Source organism: Chromohalobacter israelensis DSM 3043 (genome assembly GCF_000055785.1).
Taxonomy (GTDB): Bacteria; Pseudomonadota; Gammaproteobacteria; order Pseudomonadales; family Halomonadaceae; genus Chromohalobacter; species Chromohalobacter israelensis.
Genome location: NC_007963.1, coordinates 2,866,835 through 2,885,507, shown reverse-complemented (window position 1 = coordinate 2,885,507; position 18,673 = coordinate 2,866,835). Strand labels below are relative to the sequence as shown.

19 protein-coding genes and 1 tRNA gene are annotated in these 18,673 nt (G+C 62.1%); 13 read left to right on the top strand and 7 right to left on the bottom strand.

Translation table 11 applies throughout. The annotated features are described in order from the left end of the window. The first annotated feature begins 49 nt into the window (after nucleotides 1-49). From lgt to CSAL_RS13015, 5 genes are all read left to right on the top strand, one after another. Entirely contained in the window at nucleotides 50-853 is an 804-nt protein-coding gene (gene lgt, locus CSAL_RS13035) for a prolipoprotein diacylglyceryl transferase (RefSeq protein WP_011507866.1), read from the top strand. A gap of 62 nt (nucleotides 854-915) precedes the next feature. After that, complete coding sequence (locus CSAL_RS13030) at nucleotides 916-1,710, top strand: thymidylate synthase (RefSeq protein ID WP_011507865.1); 795 nt, start codon at nucleotides 916-918, stop codon at nucleotides 1,708-1,710. Continuing rightward, nucleotides 1,707-2,294: a dihydrofolate reductase gene (locus CSAL_RS13025; RefSeq protein ID WP_011507864.1), complete on the top strand. Its 588-nt coding sequence runs from the start codon at nucleotides 1,707-1,709 to the stop codon at nucleotides 2,292-2,294. Before CSAL_RS13030 ends, CSAL_RS13025 begins: the two co-directional genes overlap by 4 nt. Before the next feature lie 149 nt (nucleotides 2,295-2,443). Next, the gene (locus tag CSAL_RS17005; RefSeq protein WP_011507863.1) at nucleotides 2,444-3,205 is read left to right on the top strand and encodes a ProQ/FINO family protein; all 762 of its coding nucleotides are present in this window, start codon (nucleotides 2,444-2,446) and stop codon (nucleotides 3,203-3,205) included. A gap of 481 nt (nucleotides 3,206-3,686) precedes the next feature. Further along, entirely contained in the window at nucleotides 3,687-4,784 is a 1,098-nt protein-coding gene (locus tag CSAL_RS13015) for a porin (RefSeq protein WP_011507862.1), read from the top strand. 283 nt (nucleotides 4,785-5,067) lie between these two features. Here CSAL_RS13015 and CSAL_RS13010 read toward each other — a convergent pair whose 3' ends face one another. From CSAL_RS13010 to CSAL_RS13000, 3 genes are all read right to left on the bottom strand, one after another. Next, nucleotides 5,068-6,126, bottom strand: a complete 1,059-nt coding sequence (locus CSAL_RS13010; RefSeq protein WP_011507861.1) for a helix-turn-helix transcriptional regulator — start codon at nucleotides 6,124-6,126, stop codon at nucleotides 5,068-5,070. Nucleotides 6,127-6,225: 99 nt separating this feature from the next. Further along, nucleotides 6,226-6,930, bottom strand: a complete 705-nt coding sequence (locus CSAL_RS17000) for a DUF2201 family putative metallopeptidase (RefSeq protein WP_011507860.1) — start codon at nucleotides 6,928-6,930, stop codon at nucleotides 6,226-6,228. Between the two features lie 152 nt (nucleotides 6,931-7,082). Further along, nucleotides 7,083-7,598 (bottom strand): peptidase associated/transthyretin-like domain-containing protein, encoded by a 516-nt coding sequence (locus tag CSAL_RS13000; RefSeq protein ID WP_011507859.1) that lies wholly within the window; start codon nucleotides 7,596-7,598, stop codon nucleotides 7,083-7,085. A 477-nt stretch (nucleotides 7,599-8,075) separates the two neighbouring features. Between CSAL_RS13000 and CSAL_RS12995 the strand changes: the two genes are divergently transcribed. Continuing rightward, a complete protein-coding gene (locus tag CSAL_RS12995) occupies nucleotides 8,076-8,432 on the top strand; it encodes a hypothetical protein (RefSeq protein ID WP_011507858.1) in 357 nt (118 codons plus the stop codon). A 447-nt stretch (nucleotides 8,433-8,879) separates the two neighbouring features. Here the strand turns inward: CSAL_RS12995 and CSAL_RS12990 are convergent, their stop codons facing one another. Further along, nucleotides 8,880-9,236, bottom strand: a complete 357-nt coding sequence (locus CSAL_RS12990) for a winged helix-turn-helix transcriptional regulator (protein WP_083831139.1) — start codon at nucleotides 9,234-9,236, stop codon at nucleotides 8,880-8,882. A gap of 136 nt (nucleotides 9,237-9,372) precedes the next feature. Here CSAL_RS12990 and CSAL_RS12985 point away from each other — a divergent pair, with 136 nt between their 5' ends. Continuing rightward, nucleotides 9,373-10,305 (top strand): aromatic alcohol reductase, encoded by a 933-nt coding sequence (locus tag CSAL_RS12985; RefSeq protein WP_011507855.1) that lies wholly within the window; start codon nucleotides 9,373-9,375, stop codon nucleotides 10,303-10,305. Between the two features lie 115 nt (nucleotides 10,306-10,420). Here CSAL_RS12985 and CSAL_RS12980 read toward each other — a convergent pair. Both CSAL_RS12980 and CSAL_RS12975 read right to left on the bottom strand, forming a co-directional pair. Continuing rightward, nucleotides 10,421-10,497 (bottom strand) — tRNA-Arg (locus CSAL_RS12980). 15 nt (nucleotides 10,498-10,512) lie between these two features. After that, on the bottom strand, nucleotides 10,513-13,023 hold the full coding sequence (locus tag CSAL_RS12975) for a sensor domain-containing protein (protein ID WP_011507854.1): 2,511 nt from the start codon (nucleotides 13,021-13,023) through the stop codon (nucleotides 10,513-10,515). Between the two features lie 273 nt (nucleotides 13,024-13,296). Between CSAL_RS12975 and CSAL_RS12970 the strand changes: the two genes are divergently transcribed. Continuing rightward, nucleotides 13,297-14,103: a methyltransferase domain-containing protein gene (locus tag CSAL_RS12970; protein ID WP_011507853.1), complete on the top strand. Its 807-nt coding sequence runs from the start codon at nucleotides 13,297-13,299 to the stop codon at nucleotides 14,101-14,103. Beyond that, a complete protein-coding gene (locus CSAL_RS12965) occupies nucleotides 14,100-15,101 on the top strand; it encodes a methyltransferase (RefSeq protein WP_011507852.1) in 1,002 nt (333 codons plus the stop codon). Before CSAL_RS12970 ends, CSAL_RS12965 begins: the two co-directional genes overlap by 4 nt. 18 nt (nucleotides 15,102-15,119) lie before the next feature. Here CSAL_RS12965 and greB read toward each other — a convergent pair whose 3' ends face one another. Continuing rightward, nucleotides 15,120-15,656 carry a transcription elongation factor GreB gene (gene greB, locus CSAL_RS12960; protein WP_011507851.1) on the bottom strand — a complete coding sequence of 179 codons (537 nt, stop codon included), beginning with the start codon at nucleotides 15,654-15,656 and terminating at the stop codon, nucleotides 15,120-15,122. Between the two features lie 176 nt (nucleotides 15,657-15,832). Here greB and CSAL_RS12955 point away from each other — a divergent pair, with 176 nt between their 5' ends. The 4 genes from CSAL_RS12955 (at nucleotide 15,833) to CSAL_RS12940 (ending at nucleotide 18,455) form a co-directional block, all read left to right on the top strand. Beyond that, nucleotides 15,833-16,516, top strand: a complete 684-nt coding sequence (locus CSAL_RS12955; protein ID WP_011507850.1) for a hypothetical protein — start codon at nucleotides 15,833-15,835, stop codon at nucleotides 16,514-16,516. 125 nt (nucleotides 16,517-16,641) lie between these two features. After that, the gene (locus tag CSAL_RS12950; RefSeq protein WP_011507849.1) at nucleotides 16,642-17,271 is read left to right on the top strand and encodes an NUDIX domain-containing protein; all 630 of its coding nucleotides are present in this window, start codon (nucleotides 16,642-16,644) and stop codon (nucleotides 17,269-17,271) included. Between the two features lie 3 nt (nucleotides 17,272-17,274). Then, nucleotides 17,275-17,721, top strand: a complete 447-nt coding sequence (locus CSAL_RS12945) for a DUF1249 domain-containing protein (RefSeq protein ID WP_011507848.1) — start codon at nucleotides 17,275-17,277, stop codon at nucleotides 17,719-17,721. Beyond that, entirely contained in the window at nucleotides 17,721-18,455 is a 735-nt protein-coding gene (locus tag CSAL_RS12940; RefSeq protein ID WP_011507847.1) for a metallophosphoesterase, read from the top strand. Before CSAL_RS12945 ends, CSAL_RS12940 begins: the two co-directional genes overlap by 1 nt. Nucleotides 18,456-18,673: the final 218 nt, after the last annotated feature.

The window sequence follows — 18,673 nt, the reverse complement described above, 5'->3', positions numbered from 1 at the left end:
CGTAAGGTGGCGCTCCTGCCGCCGACACGACCGTATGCAAGGAGAGCGCATGCTGACCTATCCCGATATCGATCCCGTCGCCATCGCCTTGGGGCCCTTCAAGGTGCACTGGTATGGGCTGATGTATGTCGTGGGCTTCGTGGGCGCCTGGTGGCTGGGCCGGCGGCGTGCCGATCGGCTCGGGGTTCAGCCGGATGCGATCGGGGATCTGCTGTTCTATGGGGCGCTCGGTGTAGTACTCGGCGGGCGCGTGGGGTATGCGCTGTTCTATGGCTTCGAGCGCCTCGCGGCCGATCCACTGTGGATCTTCCAGGTCTGGGATGGCGGCATGAGCTTTCACGGCGGCCTGATCGGTGTTCTGATCGCTGCCTGGCTGTTCGCACGCAAGCATCGACTGGCGTTCTTCCAGTTGACCGATTTCGTCGCTCCACTGGTGCCCCTCGGCCTGGGTGCCGGGCGTATCGGCAACTTCATCAATCATGAGCTGCCCGGTCGTGTGACCGATGTGCCCTGGGCGCTGGTGTACCCGGGACTGGGTCCCGAGGGGCGGCATCCCTCGCCGTTGTACGAGTTCGCGCTGGAAGGCGTGGTGATGTTCGTCGTGCTCTGGTGGGTCTCAAGCCGGCCGCGTCGTCGTGGTATGATATCTGGTTTGTTCCTGTTGCTTTACGCGGTATTCCGCTTCTCGGTCGAATTCGTGCGTCGGCCCGACCCGCAGCTCGGGTTCATCGCCTTCGACTGGTTGACCATGGGCCAACTCCTGACCGTGCCCATGGCGCTGGCCGGCATCGCGCTGTGCGTGTGGTCGCGGCGCCAGCCGGTCGACGACGCGCGCATGCAGGCGGCGACGTGAGCGCCGACCACTCATTCTCGGCGCGGCCGTGCCGCGCCTTCACCGTTTAACGTTCGGACGACATGCAACCCTATCTCGACTTAATGCGCCACGTGCTCGAGAACGGCGTGGAAAAAAGTGACCGCACCGGCACGGGGACGCTCAGCGTCTTCGGCCATCAAATGCGCTTCGATCTGGCCGCGGGATTTCCGCTGGTGACCACCAAGAAGCTGCATTTGCGCTCGATCATCCACGAACTGCTGTGGTTCTTGCGCGGCGACACCAACATCGCCTATCTCAAGGAAAATCGCGTTCGCATCTGGGATGAATGGGCCGACGAGAACGGCGATCTGGGGCCCGTGTATGGCTACCAATGGCGTAGCTGGCCGCGTCCGGATGGCGGCCATGTCGATCAGATCGCCAATGTCGTCGAGCAGATCAAGCGCAACCCCGATTCCCGCCGCCTCATCGTCTCGGCCTGGAACCCGGCACTGGTCGACGAGATGGCGTTGCCGCCGTGCCACGCCCTGTTCCAGTTCTATGTCGCCGAGGGGCGGCTGTCCTGCCAGCTGTATCAGCGCAGCGCCGACATCTTCCTCGGCGTGCCGTTCAACATCGCCAGCTACGCGTTGTTGACCCACATGGTGGCGCAGGCCTGTGACCTGGCGCCGGGCGAGTTCGTGCACACCCTGGGGGATGCCCACCTGTACCTCAACCATCTCGAGCAGGCACGCTTGCAATTGAGCCGCGAGCCTCGCGCGCTGCCTCGCCTGGTGCTCAATCCACGGGTCAAGGATGTGTTCGCCTTCACGTTCGATGACATCGCCATCGAAGACTACGATCCGCATCCACACATCAAGGCGGAGGTGGCCGTATGAGCGACGCGACCCCACGTACCGAGACCTCCTGTATCGAGACGGTCGTGCCCATCGCGCTGGTGGCGGCGATGTCGCGCAACCGCGTCATCGGCGTCGACAACAAGTTGCCGTGGCATCTGCCCGAGGACCTCAAGTTCTTCAAGGCCGTGACCATGAGCAAGCCGCTGGTCATGGGGCGCAAGACGTTCGAGTCCATCGGCCGGCCGCTGCCCGGGCGTCTCAACATCGTCGTCACCCGCGACCGTGGCTATGCGCAAGACCATGACGGGATTCGCGTGTGCCACGATCTGGCCAGTGCCCTCGACATGGCCGATGGCCAGGCCATCATCGATGGCGTCGAGGACATCTGCGTGATCGGGGGCGGCGAAATCTTTGCCGAGGCCTTGCCCTGCGCCACGCGGCTCTACTTGACCGAGGTCGACATCGAGGTCGAGGGCGATGCCTGGTTTCCCGCGTTCGACGCCCGCGAGTGGCAGGAAACGCAGCGCGTGCCGGGCCAGGGCGGCGAGGGCAAGCCCGAGTACGCCTTCGTGCATTACACGCGTCGTGACGATGCCGGCATCGACGCGTCCGCCCAGACCTGAGAATGCGTGACGGACGATCGAGGTTGCCAGCGCGCCGAAGCTGGCACAGACTTACCCGATAGCCCGCATGGGCTGGGCTTGTCTGCCGATGCGACGCGCAGGCGATTCGGTGGCCCAGCGTTGTTCAAGGCAACCAGGGAGTGCACGCCTTGCTGACCGACCACGCCGACGCCCTGTTCAGGGCACTGGAACATCATGCCGAGGCTTGCCAGGCCGAACTCGAGGCGGCTCGTGGGCAACTTTCGGCACTCGAAGCGGAAAACCGCGCGTTGCGTGAGCGCTTGCTGGCGCTCGCCGAGCTGGAACCCGCCGAGGCCGAGACCCCGGCCACCCAGGCGGAGCTTCCCGATGCGGGAGCGAAGGCTCGGGGGCTGGGGCCGATCGCCTTTCGCGGGCCGCGTCGCACGTCGGAAACGGCTTCCTCGTCATCCTCCAGCGCCTCGATGTCGGATGCATCGCCATTGTCCACCGAGTCGGATGACGAGACGCCCCAGGCCCGTCTGGCACTGGGCGCGGAACACGAACCGCCGTCTCCCCAGGCGCTGTTGTCGCAATGGTATCGGCGCTATCCGGATACCTTCTTCAAGGGGCATACGCAGCCGCTCAAGACAGGCATCCACCTGGATCTCGTGGCGCGCGAGCCCTGGCCGGAAAAGCTCGTCCGTCGTGCGCTGGCCTGCTACGTGCATTTGCCGCGTTACCTAAAGGCCGTGCGCGCCGGCGTCATGCGGGTGGATCTAGACGGGCAGGCGGTGGAGGCCGTGACCGAAGGCGAAGCTCGCCACGCGCGCAAGCAACTCGACGGGCTGACGCAGAAGCAGAAAAAGCAGCAGCGCCACCAGCAGGAACGCAAGGAATCCGAGCAGCTGGAGCGCAAGCTGAGTCAATTGCTGGCCAAGCACGGGCGTTGAATGTCGCGCAAGACGGTAAAATGATGAGAGGAAAAAAGGGGCATAAGCCCCTTTTTTCTTTCCATGACTCCGCCCGTTGTCAGTCGCGCGACTGAGGGGGTAAGACTTTTGTCGTAAACTCGGGTGCCGTTGAAGTTTGCCTCTTGTCAGCGATGCCCTGAGTCGTAAAGATGAGAGACCGTCGATGTCACGCCGTTGTCATGTCGCAGGCGTACGTTGACGTCTGGGCCTCGCGGGGCCGGCTCGCGGTGGAGGAAGGCTTGACCGATTCGTCAGGTAACGCGGAAGGAAAACAGTGTTTTTTTCTTGTTGCGTTCTTCGAAAGACCGGTATAAGGTTTCCTTGCGAGCATTGGATAACAACAAGGCTTTATGAACTCGTCTCGTCATTGCCCAAGGCATGTCGAGAGAAAAACCGGGTCGAAAGCCGACTGCATTTGCAGACACGATCGAACAGTAAGCTAGTTAAGGAACCTATCGCGATGAAAAAGACGCTCTTAGCGACTGCCGTTGCCGGTGCCCTGGGCGCCTCCGCTGGTATTGCACAGGCTGCTACCATCTACAATCAGGACGGCACTCAACTCGACCTCTACGGCAACATTCAGTTGGCCTACCGCTCCATCGACAATGAAAACGGTGATGCTGAAGACGATCTGTTCGACAACGGCTCCACCGTCGGCTTCTCCGGTCAGCACGTCATCAACCCGGGGCTGACCGGCTACTTCAAGGCCGAGTTCGAGCACGACGCCGATGAGGAAAAGACTGGCGCTGGCCTCGACACCGGCGACCAGGCTTATCTGGGCCTGAAGGGCAATTTCGGTGACGCCCGTGTCGGTTCCTGGGATCCGCTGATCGACGACTGGATCCAGGACCCGATTACCAACAACGAATACTTCGACGTCACTGACTCCACCTCTGATCTGGGTGGTCTGTACGGTGGCAGCACAGTGGATGCTGTCGACACTGACCGTGAAGGTGACAAGATTCAGTACATGTCACCGTCTTTCGGCGGTTTGCAGTTCGCCGTGGGTAGCCAGTACAAGGGCGATGCCGAAGAAGAGTTCAACTCTGATAACGGAACTGCGAATGTTTCCAGCAACGGTTCGAATGCTTCCTTCTTCGGTGGTCTGAAGTATACCGCTGGTGCTTTCTCCATCGCGGCCGTCTATGACGACCTCGATAACTACGACCTGCGCGACGAAACCACTGGTGACGAATATAGCGCCAAGGCCTATGGTGTGAACGCTCAGTACACCATGGATGCGCTGCGTGTTTCCGCCAAGGTGGAAAACACTGACGTCGATTATGCCGGTGAAAACGGCGACATCATGCGCTATGCCCTGGGTGCTCGTTACGGCTACGGCTTCGGCGACATCTACGGTGCCTATCAGCGCGTCGACGCCGACGAAGAAGTCGCTACCGTTGTCGACTCTGGCGGCGACGACAGCTTCAACGAATTCTCGTTGGGCGCTACGTACAACCTGTCTCCGGCGATGTACACCTTCGTTGAGTACGCTCAGTACGACCGTACCAACGACGAAGGCGATGGTGTTGCCGTGGGTGCCGTCTACAGCTTCTAAGCTGTCGATGCCCCAGCGATCTTGAAGGTCGCTCAGAAAACGAAGCCGGCTCATCGAGCCGGCTTTTTTATGTTTCGCGCACGCTGTACAGAAGTTATAAATTTTCAGTACATAACTTGTACGACAGTGAATGAGCTGCTATGTTGAAGGTGTCCGAGTGGCAAGGGTGCTAACGGCATCTTGTGCGACGGCTGGTGTGAGCCAGCGATAGTCCATCCCTGCTCTGATTGACCCCGCATCCTTGCGGGGTTTTTTTTGTCACCGAGTCTGTAAGGTGGCGTGATCAGAGGGAGCTTTCTTCCTCGGCGACAGTATCGAGTGCCCTGGAAGTGCGGCAGGAAGCACGAGCGAGAATCCGGCGTGCATCGTCGCGGATTTCCTCACGCCAGGTATCGGGTTTGACGACCTCCACGCTGGCCCCCATTCCCTTTAGCCACCAGAGGGTCTGCTGGTCGTCGGGCAGGGTGGCGGTGAGCCGTTGCCAATCGCCATGCGCCAAAGGCTCGAGGTGTTGCTCGTTCGACAGCGGTGTCTCGGAGAGTAGCCAGGCGACGTGTGGGGCAACGTTGGCGACCAGCTCGACATCATCGGGCGTCTGCCGATAGCCGAAGGCGCCGTCGGCGATGTAGGCGTCGAGGTCGAACCCTGGCGATGCGCGCCACGGACACTGGCTGATGGTCGCGTGACGTATGCGATGCAGCGCGAATTGGCGTATATCGTCGTAATCCCCCACGGTCGCCACCACATAGGTCACGCTGTACCGGCTGACCAGGCCTTGTGGATGCAGGGTCAGCGTTTTATGGCTTTCGCGGCTGCGCGACAGATAGCAGACCTCGAGGGCCCGGTTTTCCAGCAGGGCCTGTGCCACGCACTGCCATACCGCATTGTCGATGGCGGCGGGCAGGAGAGCCTTGCCATTGGGAAGGGCGCGCACACGTTGTGTCCACTGGCTCAGGCCGTTGTCGCTCAAGTCGTCCAGCACCCGGTGGGCATCGGCGAACTGAGGCGATAACTGGTCGACGACCACGGGCGGCAACAGCCCCTTGAGGTGTTCTTCGGCAAGCACCAGGGTAAGCGCGCTGGGCAGGTCCAGCGCCGGCAGGTGGCTTTGAAATTGGCGGTCGAAATACCAGCGGAAGGGTTTGTGCGAGTCGTCACAGAGCAGCGGGAAATGCAGTGCCAGCTTGTCGCGCAGATCCCGTTGCAGCGAGCGAGCATCGACCCTGAAGCCCCGCTCGCGGAGCTTCTCCAGCAGCACGGGAGTGGCGATGCGGCCGGGGCTGCGTGGAATCAGCTGCAGCAGGGTCAGGTAGCGAAAGAGTGTATCGCGCACATCGGACATGACATTCTCGCCTTTGATTACGTTTAATTACATATCGTTATCGGCTATTACCTGACTTTGTTTAGCATCATGGGGTTTAGTACCACTGAATTTGCTTGCTCAAAGGTCGCGCAGGCGTTTGGCAATCGGGATGGGCAGATGCTGGGTGCATCGATAATCGTTGGCCAGCATGCGTGTATGGGCGCGCCAGCTTTCCGTCAGCCGCCGGTCGACCGTGCCCAGTCTGAAATCGGCATCACGCCGAGCGTGGCGCGATGACGGTGACGTCAGGCATTCCTGCCAGAGTCTATCTGTAGGGAGTTCCTGCTCCAGGGCGGGGTGGGTCAAAAGCCAGTCGTATACCTCGTTCGCCGGTCGCGTGACCTTGGCGAAGAACAGCACCGACGAACTGGGCAGGGCATAGCCTTGTTGCAGCAGCAGGCTGTTGATTTCGTGATCCCATGCCAAATGCCAGAGAGCGTGCTCCGGGTCATCGGGCAGCAAATAGCCGAAAGCGCAGTGCCAGAGCAGATGGGCCTGCAGGTAGCGGCGGCTTGCCGTATCCAGCGTAGCGCTGAAGCGAGCATCGAAGTAGAGCGCATGGCCATCGGTAGTCGCCGTGACGAGGCGGTCGTCGATCACGGGGATCAGCGGCAGGCTCGCCGCCAAGTCGGCATTCAGCGGTACTTCGTCACTCCAGACCCTGCGATCCGCTTCCCACAAGGCGAGCTGTTCGTCTTTTAGTGCCCAGGATTCCTTGTCTCGAACATCGCCACGCTTGCGCGCGACATACGATGCCAGATGTGTCACCACCCCGTTTTTCATGTCGACCTCCTATCGATAAAGACGAGACGGCATGAGTATTGCGCTGGGTAGCGACAAGCGGTGTCGCAAAGTGTGCAACGCCGTAGTGTGACTCATGGCGCGAAAAGCCCGCGACGAGCGCGGGCTTTCCAGGTGCTACCGATAGGGAATGCTTACAGCTGGCCCAGCAACCGCATGTCCTTGCGAAGTTCCTGGGGGACGTCTTCGGTCAGCACCAGGTTCAGCGTTTTGCCACCGTCATGGCTGGCCACGCTCTCGCCAAGGCCCGCATCGATATCGTCCGGACTGAGGGTGTACATGGCGCCGGTCAGCGGGTCGACGACCAGCCAGCCGATCAGGCCGCCGAACAGAATATTGCCCCCGATATACCAGCCGTTGGGGGCACTGGTGATCGAAATTGCGCGCGAGTCGTAGCCTTCTTTGCTGAGCTCGACGGTATAGCTCTTGCCGCCGAAGTAAGAGCCATCGGCCTTTTTCAAGGTCACGGTCGTCGGCGTGGTGCCTTGAAAGACTTCCTGGCTATGTTCGTCGGAAATCACCACGTCCGCCTTCGAAGGCGTGCTGTTGATCGTGATCTGCTGGTCCGTATCGCCCACGATGCTGGCGCAACCTGAAAGCGATACCATCCCCGCCGCGCAAATGGCGGCTGCCGTTTTTTTGAGAGTCATGGTGTTCCCTTGCGTATATCGAATTTTAATTAGCCCCGAAAGGCCGCGCTATCCTACCGGGGGCGAGCGCGTAGCTCAACGCAAATGTCTCATGACTTAATTAGCGAGATAATGGCGTCATGATGCCCGCAAGTCCCCCTGATTGACCTCATCTGGTAAAGGCAACTCTTGCGGACAAAAACGATCACTCTCAGATCCCGGTCTGCACGCTTTTTTGCAACGTCCGCTCCGCCTGATACCAGGCCTGGCGGCTGATACCCAGAAAGCGGCATGCCCTGCTGATGGTCAACCCGATAACGTGTTCTTGCGTGGGGACCTGACGGATCGCTTTCGCCATAGCCCGGACGGGCGCTCGCCGTTGTGCTGGTCAAGAGGTGAATGGCGGCGGGTATCGGATAGGAATCGGTTGCAGCGATTCAGTTGGTGGTCTAATGCAAGTTCGAGAGGTTTCGTTCTTCTAACAATCAGGGGTGTGACATGAACACTTTTTGGCCGGTGGGTGCCGTGATCGTGACCATGGCGATTTCCTTCGTCTCGGCGCCTGACAGCGCCGCTGATATCGAATGCAGTCGGGATGGCATTCGATCATCAATGATGGAGAAGCGAGCCTCTTTCCTTGCGTTTCTGGAGGGGGTCGATGACCCAGAGTCGGTTCTCGAAAAGTATCGAAGCGAGTTCGAGGCACTTCGTGAGCGATATGACTACGAGAGCACCTACGCGGAGCTGGAAAGCTTGGAAGAGAATCCCGAGCAGCAGCCATCACCTGAGCTCTGTGACAGGGTTCAGGAGTCCGGCAAGGTCGTTGATAGCTTCATCAACTCCCACTCCGATTAATCCTTGTCAGAAAGCGCCTGGCGCAAAGCCGGGCGACGTCCGCAAGGAACCAGCGCGATGCGTTTCCGCATCGGCAAACGGCGTTCTACTGGCCTTCGACTGTCGGCGCTGGCCTCGGTCTTGGCTGAGGGCGAGGGCAGATGGAGCGGAGCCCGTCAAGATGAGGAGAAATGCGGTATTGGCGTGCCTTGCGATGGCGCCCCAGAAGGATTCTATTTTATGGTGAGTTATTGTTTTATAAAAGATTTTATGCGGGGGGCGCTTATACCAATCGATATGCCATGAAGATTTATTAGGCTTCTCATGGGGTCACCCGAATCAACCGGCCCTTTAGCCCGCTGGCGGGGCGGGGTGTCGACAGCGCGCAGAAAGGCAACAGGCTGGGAGGAGGGATGAGGTGGCCACAGGGTGCGACTCGTTGGATGGGCTGGGCAATGAATCGTTTCGCTACTCACTCGCTGCCGTCGAATGCTCTTTCCTGGCCTGACGGAAATCTTCCGCGTGTTCGAAGATCCAAAGCCACATCGGGATGATCTTTAGGAGAAATTCCTCCCCCAGCCGGGTCAGCTCGTATTCGACATGCGGCGGGACTTCCTGATGATCCTGGCGATGGATCAGCCCATCACGCTCGAGCTGTCGTAGCGTTCTTGTCAGCATCCGCTGTGTAACCCCGCCGAGCCTGCGTCGGATCTCGGCGTGCCTGAGTTTGCCCCCTTCCTTGAGCGAGTGAATCACCCCAAAAGCCCAGCGATTGCCAGCGTGGGATAGCACTTCTCTTTTGAGCCAGTCGTCCTCGTCTTCCATCGCATCGCAGAGTGCTCGGGAGCGAGCGAGCAGGTCGTCTTCGCCTTGCGGTATCACTGATGTACCTACTTATGTGGGGAATCCTGATGTGCAAACATCCGCTATCTCGAGCTGAGCCGTCAATGTTGGAGATAGCATGAATCACACAGACAGGAAGGAATCCATACTGGTACTCGGTGCCGGAGAGCTAGGTTTCGAAGTGCTGCGCCATCTGGCCAATCAGGCTCGCGAGCGTCAATCAGCGCGTGTCTACGCCCTGTTGAGACAGCCCACGATAGAAACTACAGATACGATCAAGAAGCAGCGAATCGGTCAACTGAAGGCATTAGGCATCGAGACCGTTGCGGGCGATGTGGTCGCTAACGGTGCCGATGAGCTCGCGGCGCTTCTCGCTCCCTACGATACGGTCATTTCCTGCATTGGCTTTTCGGCTGGCCGGGGCACACAGACCAAGATCACCAAGGCTGTGCTCAAGGCCGGCGTGAAACGGTATGTGCCGTGGCAGTTTGGCGTCGACTACGACACGATTGGCCGTGGCAGCGCTCAGGATGTGTTCGATGAACAACTCGATGTACGCGACCTGCTCCGCGCTCAAAGCCGCACAGAGTGGCTCATCGTGGCAACTGGCATGTTCACCAGCTTCCTGTTCGAGCCCGCTTTCGGTGTCGTGGATCTTGAGCAAAGCGAGGTTCATGCGCTGGGTAGTTGGGATAACCAGGTTACCGTGACCACACCGGAAGATATCGGTCGCCTCACGGCGGCAATTCTGTTTCATGAGCCACGCTTCAAGAACGAAACCGTATTCGTCGCAGGCGACACTATAAGCTACGGGGAGATAGCCGATGAGCTGGAGCGCCAACTCGGCCGCCCCTTCAAGCGTCAAACTTGGTCGATTCCCTACCTTGGCGATGCCCTCTGCGCCGATCCCGAAAACAATCTGCTCAAGTACCGCGCTGTTTTCGCGGCAGGCGTTGGCGTCGCCTGGCCAAAGAAAGCGACTTTCAATCAAACCCAAGGTATCGAAACGGTCGATGTGCCCACGTGGATCCGCCGCCACTTGGCCGAATGAGCTTCGGTGCACCCCAGGCTGAAATGGACGACCGTTGGATCCAACCCCATTCGCTCGCTAGGGGGGAAGTGGTCATCATGCTGAGAATTTCGAGGAACTGTAAAGAATTGTTCGATGGCGCCCCCGATAGGATTCGAACCTATGACCTATCCCTTAGGAGGGGATTGCTCTATCCAGCTGAGCTACGGGGGCGTGATCGGGTGGGCATTATAAGCGCCCGGGCGCCTGGGATAAACCCACGTTTTGCCTGGACTCTGCGAGAAGCGCCAGCGGATAGAGCGGCTCTGCGTCCTCGGCGAGATAGTGAGCTTCGAGTTCCTGGCTGGGCAGGGGATGGCCGATGAGAAAGCCCTGTACCATGTCGCAGCCCAGCTGCCGCAGTACATCCAGCTGTTCGACGCTTTCGACGCCTTCGGCCAGGACGACGCGCTGCATGGCGTGGGCCATGTCGATGATGCCGCTGACGTAGCGGCGTTGCTGGGGACGCTCGGCGAGGTGGCGAATCACCGCCTGGTCGATCTTCACGATGTCGATGGGGAGCTGGCTGGCATATGTCAGCGAGGATACGCCGGAGCCGAAGTCGTCGAGGGCGATTTGCGCGCCGAGTCGACGGGCATGCTGAAGCTGGTTGTACGCCAGGTCGATGTCGTGGAACTGGGCGGTTTCCACCACTTCCACGTTGAGAAAGGGCGAAGCGAGGGCGTGACGTTCGCGAGCCTGTGCCATGTCGTCGGCGAGCTGGCCGGATTCGACCTGGTCGCGCGTCACGTTGATGCTGACGGTCACCGCCATGTCGCGTGCCTGAAAGCGCTGTACGGTATGCGCGGCCTGGTTGACCAGCCAGGCACTATAGACCCGCTCCAGCGACGAATGATTGACGATATCGATGAAATGGTGCGGCGCGAGCAAGCCCTGCTCGGGGTGGTACCAGCGCACCAGGGCCTCGAAGCTGACGATGCGTTCGTCATTCAACGAGAGAATCGGCTGATAGAAAAGGGCCAGCTCACCGTCGTCCAGCGCGGTCTGTAGTCGGGTGTAGAGATCGTCGCCGTTGGCTTGCTGATGCTCGGTGATGGCGACCTGATTCTTGCCACGACTCTTGGCTTCGTACATCGCGCTGTCGGCGGCGGCGATCAGGGCGTCCGGGGCAAAGCGGCTGTCGTCGGTATAGGCGATGCCCACCGAGGCGGAAAGCGTGATGGCATGTTCGCCGCGCAGCGCGATGGGGCTGATCAGATCATCGAGAATCTTGAAGGCGACCTTTTCGGCCTTTTCCGCGCTGCGCATGCCTGCCAGTGCGATGACGAATTCGTCGCCGCCCAGACGGGCGACCAGGTCGGTGCTGCGCGTCTGTTGCTTGAGCCGTTGGGCGATGGTCACGAGGGCGTCATCGCCGGCGGCATGGCCATAGGTGTCATTGACCGGCTTGAAGTCGTCGAGGTCGATGAACAGGACGGCGATTCCGATGCCGGTGTAGGAAAGCCCGGAGAGCAGATTTTCCAGTGCATCGCCGAAGTGTTCGCGATTGAACAGGCCCGTGAGCGGGTCGTAGATCGCGCGTCGTTCCAGGCGCGCCTGCTTCAGGTGCTTTTGGGTGATGTCGCGAAAGACGGCGATATAGTGCGTGATGGTGCCGTCGGCATCGTGGATCGCCGAAATGGTGGCGTTTTCGATCAACTGGCGGCCATCCTTGCGCACATTCCAGATATCGCCTGTCCAGTAGCCTTGCTGATGCACCGTGGCGAACAGGTTGTGGTAGAAGTTCGCATCGTGCTTGCCCGAGGACAGCAGGTGCGGCTTGCGTCCCAGGGCTTCGTCGGCACTGTAGCCGGTGAGCTTCGTGAAAGCGGGATTGACGTCGATGATGCGCTTGTCGGCATCGGTCACGAGAATGCCGTCGTGGGTGCTGTCGAAGACCGTTTCGGCCAGCGCCATGCGCTCCGTGGCGAGCTTGCGTGCAGTGACGTCGGTCGTGTAGCCATGCCACAGCGTGCCGCCGTTGGACAAGCGGGTGGGCACGGCGGAGCATTCCAGCCAGCGTAGCCCGCGAGTGGGATGATGATAGCGAAAGACGACCTGGCATAACCGCAGCGAGGTGGCGGAGGATGTCAGCGAGACACGCAGTCGCGTGCGATCGTCGTCCTCGATCCGGGAGAAGAAGCATTCGGCGTCGTGCGTCAATGCCATACGCTCGAGGCCGCAGTAATCGGCCAGGCGTTCACTGACGTGAGGGAAGTCACCGCGACCGTCGGGGGCCTGCCGGTAGTGGAACAGCACACCGGGCACCTGGGCGTTGAGTCGATCGAGCAGGCGGCTCTGGTGTCGCCAGCGCGTTCGCGGGCGCAGCCGTTGGCTGACATCGCGCTGCACGCCGACCAGGTAGCAGTGACCGTCGCGGCTGTACAAGGGTGCCAACGTGAGCTCGTTATCGTATCGCGAGCCATCCTTGCGACGGTTTTCATGGGTCATCGTCACCGGAGTGCGGTGTTCGATGGCGCGACGCAGGCAATGACTCGCCTCGGGGGCGAGGTCGACCGTCTGCAGCAGGCGGCATGAGCGTCCCAGCACTTCCTCGCGCGTATAGCCTGTCAGCTGTTCGAACCCTTTATTGGCGAACACCAGCGGACAGCCGGGCAGGTCGCCATCGGCAATCGTGAGGGCGATGCCAGGGACTTCCAGCAGCTCGGTCAGTGACGGCGGCAAGGTGTGTGGAGCCAAGGGTCTCGTGTCCTATGCGTTCTCCACGCGGCGGCGTGGTGATGGCGTGGTGTCACCGGTCGAAGGCCGGGCCGCGATACAATGACTTGCCGTGGCATGCGCTGGCGGGCCCGGTACCGGTCGCCATGCACGAAAGCCCCGGGTGCTCTGGGCTGGAGGCGACCCCCCAGCAACGCTAGACTACCCGTTTTTGGTATTCCGGCGCCAGACATTGCCCCGAAAAGTGTCGGCAAATGCCGACATTTTATAACGTTTGCATGATAGGTGAGGTCAGTGGGCAGAGCGAAGCACGAGGAGGCGGCCGATGATGCCGCCAAGCGCGATCGGGTCTTCGACGGCCTGGCCGACAAGTTCGCCGCCGGCTTGTACGGCACGCCGCGTGGCGCGATTCGCCTGGCGGTGCTCGAGCATGTCCTGCCCCGTGAGTTGCCCGCCGACGCTCGTCCGGCGCTGGACGTGGGCGCCGGTCTGGGGCAGATGAGCGAGTGGCTGGCCCGGCGCGGGCATGCCGTGACCCTGGTCGAGCCCTCCCGGGACATGCGCGAACGTGCCATGGACAGGGTGGCGGGGCTGGCGGTCACGGCGCTGGATGCCACCTGGCAAACGCTGGCCGAGCGTGCACCCGGCCCCTGGGGGCTGATCGTCTGCCATGCGGTACTGGAATGGCTGGCCGAGCCGCGTGACGCCTTTGCGCGCCTGGCGTCGCTGCTGGCGCCTGGCGGGTACCTGTCGGTGATGGTCTTCAATCGCGATGCGCTGCGCTTTTCCAATGTGGTCAAGGGCAATCTCGCCAAGGCGCTCGACGACCGTCTGGAGGGGCTGGGCAAGCGCCAGCGCCTGACGCCGATCTCACCGCTCACCGATGCCCAGGTGCGCGCGTGGAGCCAGGAGGCGGGGCTGTCGCTGGTCTCGGTCACGGGAGTGCGTATCTTCCATGACTATCTGGCCGACCGCGATGTCTCGCCCGAAAAGCTCGACCAGCTCATCGAGCTCGAGTGTCGTTACTGTCAGCAAGACCCTCACTGGCGGCTGGGCCGTTATCTGCATTACACATTGTTCAAACCGGAGACCGCGTCATGAGCGCCGAGACGCCCCCTTGTCAATTGCTCGAGCGCCAGTCGGAGGCGTATCGCGACTGGTTGTGGGTCGCGCCCCCCCACGATGCGTGGCTGCACACCGTGGGCGGCAGCGTCTGGAGTGCCGATGCCACGATTTGCCAGGCCTGGCGCGCGCGCGGACGTCCCGTGCATGCTGATCTGGCACCGACCTTGACCGCACCGGTGCCCGGCGCCGTGCTGTTCTGGCCCAAGACGCATGCGCTGGGCGAGTGGTGGCTGCTGGCGCTGTGTGCCGCGCTTCCCGAGGGGACGCCGCTGCAAGTGGTCGGCGAGCACCAGGGCGGGGTCAAGCGCGTGCTCAAGTCGCTGGCGGCGCTGGGCCTGGGGTGCCGCAAGGTGGACAGCGCTCGACGCTGCACCTTGTATGCCACGCGCACCGCGCGGTTGGCGTTGTCGCCGGAGGCGGCCTGGACACGCTTCGAGGCGGCGGGACTGACCCTGGAAAGTCATCCCGGCGTCTTCGGTCATGGCAAGCTGGATGACGGCACGCGACAACTGCTTGAAGTGCTGCCCACGGCATTGGGCGATCCCGCGGGACAGCGCGTGCTCGATGTGGGCTGCGGCGACGGCATTCTCGGCGCATGGCTCGGCGTACGGGGCGCGCAGGTCGCGGCGGTGGATCTCGACGCCTTCGCGGTGGCGGCGACGCGGCGCACCTTTCAGGCCAACGGGGTCGCGGGAGAGGCCTGGCAAAGCGATGTCTTCGGTGACGTCTCGGGTAGCTACGACGCCATCGTCAGCAACCCGCCGTTCCATCAGCAGCGCGCCATCGACTACGGCCCCGCGGAGCGTCTGATCCGCGAAGCCCCGGCCCGGCTCGTGCCCGGCGGACGCCTGGTGCTGGTGGCCAATGCCTTCCTGCCGTACCCACGCTGGCTGGAAGACGCCTTCGGCGAGTTCACGGTGCTGGCCGACGATCGGCGTTTTCGGGTCTACCAGGCGGTGAAGACGAGACGCTGACGCTGCACCAGGCCCGGCTCAGGCCTCGGGGTCGTAGGCGATGTCCGTGATGATGTAGGTGGTGTCGCCGCCCGGCGCGTTGACGGTGACGTCCTCGTCGAGTCCCTTGCCGAGCATGGCTTGGGCGAGCGGGGCGTCGACACTGATCCAGCGCTTGTCGGTATCGGTTTCGTCGTGACCGACGATGCGGATCGTCATTTCCTCGCCGTCGTCATCCTCCAGCGTCACGTAGGCGCCGAAATAGACGCGTGAGGTATCCGCGGGCAGGCGATCGACGACCTGGAGTTCGTCGAGGCGCTTGCCCAGGTAGCGAATACGCGCAATGACGCGATTGAGTTCCTTCTTGTTGTAGGTGTAGTCGGCGTTTTCGCTACGGTCGCCGAGCGCGGCCGCCTCACCGACCTTGGTGGAGAGGGCGGGACGCTTGACGCGGGAAAGGTGCTCGTGGATGCCCTTGAGCCGGGCATAGCCCCGTGCCGTGATCAATGAGCTTTTCTTTTCCTGGCGTGGATCCTTGGCCGGATCGCGCCAGCGAGTCATGTTGCGGCCTTTCATGCCTACCTCCAGAGCGTGGAGTGCTTACCCTACGCAAGCCGCGTCGGTACGCCAAGCCCGATGTCGGGCTATGAACGTGGCCACTACGACGAATCGACGTCGCGATTGAGTCAAACGTTCGTTACATTTCTGGAGGTATCGATCACGCCCCATGGGGCAACACGCTGGAGGTCGTCATGAAAGCTCGTCTTGTCACGTCGTATTGCGCAGCGCGTCGTCGCGCGTCGCGAAAAGTGGGGGCTGTCTTGCTGGTCGCGTTACTGGGGGCGGGGCTCGGTGCGCCGGCCTGGGGCGAAAGCGCCGGAGATGGGGTGTATCCGTTGATGTCCCGCTGGGGCAACGTGGAGTACACCATGCAGGGCGCGGCGCAGGAAAAGGCCTTCGCACGCCTGGCGGAGGATGCCGAGGCACTGGCCGAGGCGCATCCCGATAGCGCACGCGTGTTGACCGCCAAGGGCGTGGTGCTGGCGTCGTACGCCAAGGCGAAAGGCGGACTGGGCGCCCTGGACCTGGCCAAGCGAGCACGCCGGGCGCTGGAGCGCGCCATCGAGCTCGACCCGCGTGGCGACGATGCTTCGGCCTATGTGACGCTGGGCGCGCTCTACGACCGTGCGCCGGGGTGGCCGGTGGCGTTCGGCGATGATGACAAGGCGGAGACCTTGCTGCGCCGTGCCGTGGACATCCGCGGCGATGGCATCGACACGCATTACTTCTATGCGACCTATCTGCGCGACGAGGGCCGCCTCGACGAGGCGCGTCGGCATGCGCGTCTCGCGGTGGAGGGCAAGGCCCGCGACGGCCGTGCCTCGGACGAAGCGCTGCGCGAGCGGGCGCGGCAACTATTGAAGGAATTGTCGTAATACATGAGCCGCGCGGTTGGCATTGCCGCGCGGCGTCGGGATAATGAGGCGCATTGTGCCGTGCATCGGGACGAAGCGCCTGCGGGCCGTTTCGCCTCCCCACGGCCTCACTGTCAGGAGGCGTCATGGCCGAACAGTCTCATCCCCACGCGCCACGTTACGCGCACGAGGCCGTCGAGGCGCGCCACGACGAGCCCTTGCAAACGGGGTTTTTCCGGCTCGAGCGGCGGCATTACCGGCATCGCCGCTTCGACGGCAGCTGGAGCGAGCGGGTGGTCCGCGAAGTGCATGTTCGCCACGACGCGGTGGGCGTGCTGCTCTACGACCCCGGGCGGGACAATGTGGTGCTCGTCGAGCAGATCCGCGCCGGTGCGCTGGACGATCCCTGCAGCCCCTGGAAGCTCGAGCCAGTGGCCGGTCTGGTCGATCCCGGCGAGACCACGGCCGAAGTCGCACGACGTGAAGCGCAGGAAGAAGCCGGTTGCGAGATCGACGAGCTGATCGAACTGCACACCTATTACCCGAGCCCCGGGGCCTGCACCGAACGCGTCACGCTGTATTGCGGTCTGATCGACAGTCAGGGCCTCGGCGGCGTGCACGGCCTCGCGGAAGAACACGAAGACATCCTGGTCCACGTCATGGCATTTGCCGAGGCGTGGGCGTTACTCGAACGGGGCGCCATCGACAACGCGATGGCGCTGATCGGCATGCATTGGCTGGTGCGCGAACGGCCATCCTTGCGGGCAAGGAGGTAGACGATGGCGAAAACGGCATATGTCAATGACCTCAAGTCGCTCCAGGGGGAGTGCACCGCCAACTATCTGCGCCTGAGCCGTCTGCTCGGCGACCTGGAGGCAGGGGAAACCCGTGAGGTCGCCCTGGCCGGCGAGCACCGTCGTTTCGGTTCGCTGTGGCTGGAAGTCCTCGAGTGCGCGCCTTATACGACGATTTGTCGTGTCTCGCAAAGCGGCGTGCTGGACGGGATCATCGAGTCACCGCGCATGCGCGTGCATCTGTATCACGATGCGCGCATGGCCGAAGTCACCGACTTTCAGCGCCAGCGCCATTTCCAGGGACGCTACCGCTATCCCAACGCACGCATGCACCAACCCGACGAGAAACTGCAGCTCAACCGGTTCCTGGGCGAATGGCTGGAACATGGTCTGGCCCATGGGTTGACCGCGGACGTGCCGGAGCTGCCGTGATGCGTCTGGTCCAGATCAGCGACTGCCACCTGTGTGCCAATCCGGAAGCCCGTTCGCGCATCGGCTATCCCCTGCATCAGTTGCGTGCCGTCGTCGCGCGGGCGCGGCAGTTGCGCCCGGACATCGTGCTGGTCACCGGCGACATCAGCCAGGACGAGTCGCCCGCTGCATACCGCCACGCCTACGAGGTGTTCTCGGCGTTCGAATGCCCCTGGTTCTGGATGACCGGCAACCACGACCATCCCGAATTCATGGCGGAGCTGCACCCGTTTCACGACGAGCTCGACCTGGGCGAGTGGCGACTGCTGTTGCTCGACTCCCGCGTGCCGGGGCAGGCGGCCGGCGAGCTCGGACAGGGCCCCCTGCAGGATCTGGCCGCGCGCCTCGAGGAAGACGACCGGCCCACCTTGCTGGCCATGCACCATCCCCCGCTGGAAATCGGCTCGGCCTGGATGGATGCCCTGGGCCTGGCGGACCGTGAAGCGCTATGGCAGACCCTGGCCGCCTATGGCCAGGTGCGCGCGATTCTATGCGGGCATATCCACCAGGCCTTCGCCGCACGGCATGCGTCGTCGCAAGGCGAGATCGCCGTGTACGGCTGTCCCGCCACGGCGGACCAGTTCCTGCCGCGACAGGCGGACTTCGCCCTGGACGAAGCCTCGCGTCCCGGGTTCCGGGTGATCGATCTGGAAGGCGAACGGCTCTCGACCTGGGTCGAGCGCGTCGATCCGTGAGCGTGACAGTCGCAGCCCTTTATGCCTTTGTGTACTTAAAAGATAGTCCTTAATTCTTTGACGTTATCATGTGTCTCTGGGTAACGTGGCCGCCATGATCGGTCCCCGTGGTGTGAGCAGACGTGCTGTGAGCAGGCACGCGGGGCTTTACTCGTTTTCGCCGCCATGTGGCATGTCTCGCGCCATGCGGCGGCCGTGTTCAAGAGAGGTTGCCGAAT

Coding starts and splice junctions, on each gene's coding strand:
- lgt (WP_011507866.1), top strand. CDS start 50: ATGCTGACCTATCCCGATATCGATCCCGTCGCCATCGCCTTGGGGCCC.
- CSAL_RS13030 (WP_011507865.1), top strand. CDS start 916: ATGCAACCCTATCTCGACTTAATGCGCCACGTGCTCGAGAACGGCGTG.
- CSAL_RS13025 (WP_011507864.1), top strand. CDS start 1,707: ATGAGCGACGCGACCCCACGTACCGAGACCTCCTGTATCGAGACGGTC.
- CSAL_RS13015 (WP_011507862.1), top strand. CDS start 3,687: ATGAAAAAGACGCTCTTAGCGACTGCCGTTGCCGGTGCCCTGGGCGCC.
- CSAL_RS13010 (WP_011507861.1), bottom strand. CDS start 6,126: ATGTCCGATGTGCGCGATACACTCTTTCGCTACCTGACCCTGCTGCAG.
- CSAL_RS17000 (WP_011507860.1), bottom strand. CDS start 6,930: ATGAAAAACGGGGTGGTGACACATCTGGCATCGTATGTCGCGCGCAAG.
- CSAL_RS13000 (WP_011507859.1), bottom strand. CDS start 7,598: ATGACTCTCAAAAAAACGGCAGCCGCCATTTGCGCGGCGGGGATGGTA.
- CSAL_RS12995 (WP_011507858.1), top strand. CDS start 8,076: ATGAACACTTTTTGGCCGGTGGGTGCCGTGATCGTGACCATGGCGATT.
- CSAL_RS12990 (WP_083831139.1), bottom strand. CDS start 9,236: ATGGAAGACGAGGACGACTGGCTCAAAAGAGAAGTGCTATCCCACGCT.
- CSAL_RS12985 (WP_011507855.1), top strand. CDS start 9,373: ATGAATCACACAGACAGGAAGGAATCCATACTGGTACTCGGTGCCGGA.
- CSAL_RS12965 (WP_011507852.1), top strand. CDS start 14,100: ATGAGCGCCGAGACGCCCCCTTGTCAATTGCTCGAGCGCCAGTCGGAG.
- greB (WP_011507851.1), bottom strand. CDS start 15,656: ATGAAAGGCCGCAACATGACTCGCTGGCGCGATCCGGCCAAGGATCCA.
- CSAL_RS12955 (WP_011507850.1), top strand. CDS start 15,833: ATGAAAGCTCGTCTTGTCACGTCGTATTGCGCAGCGCGTCGTCGCGCG.
- CSAL_RS12950 (WP_011507849.1), top strand. CDS start 16,642: ATGGCCGAACAGTCTCATCCCCACGCGCCACGTTACGCGCACGAGGCC.
- CSAL_RS12945 (WP_011507848.1), top strand. CDS start 17,275: ATGGCGAAAACGGCATATGTCAATGACCTCAAGTCGCTCCAGGGGGAG.
- CSAL_RS12940 (WP_011507847.1), top strand. CDS start 17,721: ATGCGTCTGGTCCAGATCAGCGACTGCCACCTGTGTGCCAATCCGGAA.